At 41.3% G+C, this 3,696-nt stretch carries 6 protein-coding genes; all 6 read right to left on the bottom strand.

The annotated features are described in order from the left end of the window. Positions 1-172: 172 nt before the first annotated feature. The 6 genes from R7Q09_RS23970 to R7Q09_RS24000 all read right to left on the bottom strand — a co-directional run bounded on the left by R7Q09_RS23970 (position 173) and on the right by R7Q09_RS24000 (position 3,522). The gene (locus R7Q09_RS23970) at positions 173-520 is read right to left on the bottom strand and encodes a hypothetical protein (RefSeq protein WP_171346354.1); all 348 of its coding nucleotides are present in this window, start codon (positions 518-520) and stop codon (positions 173-175) included. 218 nt (positions 521-738) lie between these two features. Next, positions 739-1,014, bottom strand: coding sequence for a hypothetical protein (locus tag R7Q09_RS23975; RefSeq protein ID WP_009698364.1), 276 nt, complete (start codon positions 1,012-1,014; stop codon positions 739-741). A 260-nt stretch (positions 1,015-1,274) separates the two neighbouring features. Beyond that, positions 1,275-1,769 carry a hypothetical protein gene (locus R7Q09_RS23980; RefSeq protein WP_170894044.1) on the bottom strand — a complete coding sequence of 165 codons (495 nt, stop codon included), beginning with the start codon at positions 1,767-1,769 and terminating at the stop codon, positions 1,275-1,277. Positions 1,770-1,946: 177 nt separating this feature from the next. Further along, positions 1,947-2,282 (bottom strand): energy transducer TonB, encoded by a 336-nt coding sequence (locus R7Q09_RS23985; protein ID WP_086587214.1) that lies wholly within the window; start codon positions 2,280-2,282, stop codon positions 1,947-1,949. Between the two features lie 146 nt (positions 2,283-2,428). After that, on the bottom strand, positions 2,429-2,887 hold the full coding sequence (locus R7Q09_RS23995) for a GNAT family N-acetyltransferase (protein WP_031781187.1): 459 nt from the start codon (positions 2,885-2,887) through the stop codon (positions 2,429-2,431). 140 nt (positions 2,888-3,027) lie between these two features. Then, complete coding sequence (locus tag R7Q09_RS24000; protein WP_318071315.1) at positions 3,028-3,522, bottom strand: GNAT family N-acetyltransferase; 495 nt, start codon at positions 3,520-3,522, stop codon at positions 3,028-3,030. Between the last annotated feature and the right edge of the window lie 174 nt (positions 3,523-3,696).

A 3,696-nucleotide genomic window follows, 5' to 3' on the forward strand; every position in this document is an offset into this window, starting at 1 on the left:
AAAACGCCAAAAGTTACCCTGTCCCTTTGATATTCCACCATGTCCTCCAAGAACATAACGCCCTGTTAAGGTGTGAGTAACGCAATACCGAAACTCCCGCATACCACCTTAAACACTAAACGCAACGCATAGTAAAAATGCCACGCGTTGCGAATCACTCTTAAACAGATTGTTATGTTCGTACTCGAAGATTTAGTGCGATTACATCAAGTTGTCCTACTGCATTAAAATTCAAACGATAATGCTTGTAGCCTTCATAGTCATGAATAATTTCTGACTGAACGTGCTTTGTAAGCCACGAAGAACCATAAATCTCATAACAACGGTCATCCCTTTCTCCCTCATGTAAGTCAAATACCATTTGCCACTTAAATGCTACAATATCTGAAAAATGAAGCCTGACCGCTTTCTCTTGCCAATCGTTAAAATCGACTAGAAGGTCGCCCGATTCCTGATGGATACTTGGGTAGTTTGCATCAGCTGTGGAAAACTCCAAGTTAAGTAATTTTATTGTTTCCATGCTTTCTCCAGCCAAAGAACATAACGCCGCGTTAAGTGGTGAGCAACGTAGACCACTAAACCTAAATCATTGTGCCGTAAACACTAAAGCTGAATCAAACCGAAAATGCCAAGCGTTGGGAATCCGTCTTAAACGCTTTGTTATACGAATTTTCCCGATTGGATCAATGGATGAAATTAAAGTTTAGGAATCTGGCTATTTCCTTTGAAGACAATGATTTATCCCCAACCCAATGCATGGCCTTTTCTCACCATCAGCCATGTGAAAAGCATCGATACCAGCAAAGTTGACACAAAAGTAAATTTAACTCCCCCCACTAGCGCTGCCACCATAAGACCTGCTGCTGTAGCAATAACCCGCACTTCATACCCTGACATATTGCGAGATTTACAGGACACACAAGCCACAATGTAGGAAGCTATCATTGACACTCCAAAGATCAAAAACTCAATATGATTTGGCGTGTCCACATAATCTTTAAACAGATACCACATAATTATTGTCACCTATCTTTTAGCACCAAATGCTCCAGAACCTAAAAATATTTATCTTGGATTGAGGATCAGATACTTATTTGAGTGAGCATACTCGGAGCTCTGCCTGATACTTGCGTCTGCACGCATTCGTATAACGCCCTGTTAAGGGGTGAGCAACGCAATACCGATGCTGCCGCATACCACCTTAAACACTAAAACCAACGCATAGTAAAAATGCCACGCGTTGCGAATCACTCTTAAACAGATTGTTAGGCGTCTTATTTTATTTGGTTATCGTAAGAATCAATCTCATTCAATGCACTTTCTAGCTCGCGAAACCTGTAGAGAAGTAAATCAGGGCACATTTTCGTTAAAGTGACAACATGTTCAATACAGCTATGTGAAGGATTTTCAGTAGATTTTTGAGCTTCAGAAATCACCATATCTAATACGGCTAAGCTGGGATGTAAATAAACATTTTTTAGGGCACCAAATGTAATTTCTAAGTCCTTTTTGCCTACCTCCTCCCGACAACGGTTTAGTGCTGCTGAACTAACATTAGCGAACTGAGGCAGATCATAGCCTGCTTCCGTAAGAGTTGATTCGTCACAATCTAAATCAACCAAATGGCCAACAGATAGTTTTATAATTTTCTGTTCAAAGTGATTCTCTTTAGTTTGTTCAGCTGTATTTAGCCAACCGATGACGGCAATAGTAAATAAAGCTGTAGCAAACATTAGGGTCCCACTACCTTTAACTTTATGTAGTGTCATGTAATCTTATCCTCCAATAATATATTTCAAATTTTACAGACAATTCGGATGCCTAACGCCCTGCTAAGGGGTGAGCAACGCAATACAAAAGCCGCCGCATACCACCTTAAGCACTAAAATCAACGCATAGCAAAAATGCCACGCGTTGCGAATCCCTCTTAAGCAGTTTGTTATGTGTCAAATTTTAAACTCGAACTTAGCTTTTTTAGGGCCAGTTTCCCCTTTTTCGGAAGGCGCATACTTCCGTTTTGATAATATTCGCACAGCTTCAGCATCGAACACTCCTTTAGGTACAGAATCAGTAACCATTATGTCAATCACATCACCCTGACTATTAATATTAAACGTGAGTACAACAGTACCGACTAATTTGTTTTTCCTTGAACCTTTATGATTCCTCGGCGATACACTGTCCCGAGCTTTGTGTTCTCGATAATTTGGGGAACTAGCACTTTCAATTAAACCAGCGCAGCCAGACAATAATACCGCTATAAATAATATTAAAATCTTCATACTTAATCTTTGACAACATAACGCCCTGTTAAGGGGTGAGCAACGCAATACCAAAGCCACCGCATACCACCTTAAACACTAAAACCAACGCATAGTGAAAATGCCACGCGTTGCGAATCCCTCTTGAACAGTTTGTTATGTGCGTGCTAATTGAGGTACTTTTGCCAATGTTGCTGCCCTGTCAAAACTACTCTGTAATCTTCGTAGTCCAATGAACTGTAGAGCTTTTTAGCTGCAACATTATCATCACCGACCTCTAGTGTGATTTTGAGGTAATCATTATCACGACAATGCTGTTCGATACCATTCAGTTGCGCTTTGCCCACACCTTTACCACGAAAGTTGTCCGACACCATAAAGTCATGGATATTCATCACTCTTTGCGCACGATAAGTTGAAAACGATTCAAAGCAAACCGCAAAACCGGCGGGCTTATCGTCGACAAAACTGATAAATCCGTGGAAATAAGGCAATGCAAATAACTGAGCAATTACTGAGAGATCTAGCTCAACTGAGAATCCAGATAGGTACTCTCTAAACAAAGTCTCGAATATACCTTTGTCTTCAATGCTTTCTGTTTTGATACGCCTGATTGTGATTTCCATATCCATTTCCACCAAAGCACATAACGCCGCATTAAGGTGTGAGCAACGCAACCACGAAACTTAACCTTACCACCGTAAACACTAAACTCAACGATGGAATGAAAAATGCCATGCGTTGGGAATCACTCTTGAATGCTTTGTTATGTGCGTGCCAAACGGTAGCGCCTTACTGTGCCCTCACTTTCATCGGTGTAGTTACCAAGATACACACCACCACAGTTTTCAATAACCTTTTGAGATGCTGTATTATTGATGGAGCAAGTAACAATGACTGGGGCGATTACAGCGTGATCACGAACCCAAGCCAAAAGGAATGAGGCAACACCTTTACCACGTGCAGATGGTCTGGTTTCATAACCGATATGTCCAATGACATTTTCAACATTGGGATTTGTGCCTTTCCGAACTCGGATAGCCCCCAAGATTTCAGAGTTAGAGATACAATAGTAAGTTGTACTTGGTAGGAACCCATTTGATAACTCTGATACAGCTTTAGAGCGTTCAACCAAACCAGATAAATAAGCTTCAGGATCTTGCTCAACACCGGAGTATTTGGGAATCCCCGACTCAAAACACTCTCTCGCATAACTAGCCAATAATGGCGCTAAATCTGGACTTGCTTCTACCACTTCCATGTACATTATCCTCTAAAGCACATAACGCCCTGTTAAGGGGTGAGCAACGTCATACCGAAGTCGCCGCATACCACCCTAAACACTAAAACCAACGCATAATGAAAATGCCACGCGTTGCGAATCCCTCTTAAACAGTTTGTTAGCTGTGTTTTACAACACGAGCTTTGCTCCCAA

This window comes from Vibrio sp. 2130-1 (genome assembly GCF_033339515.1).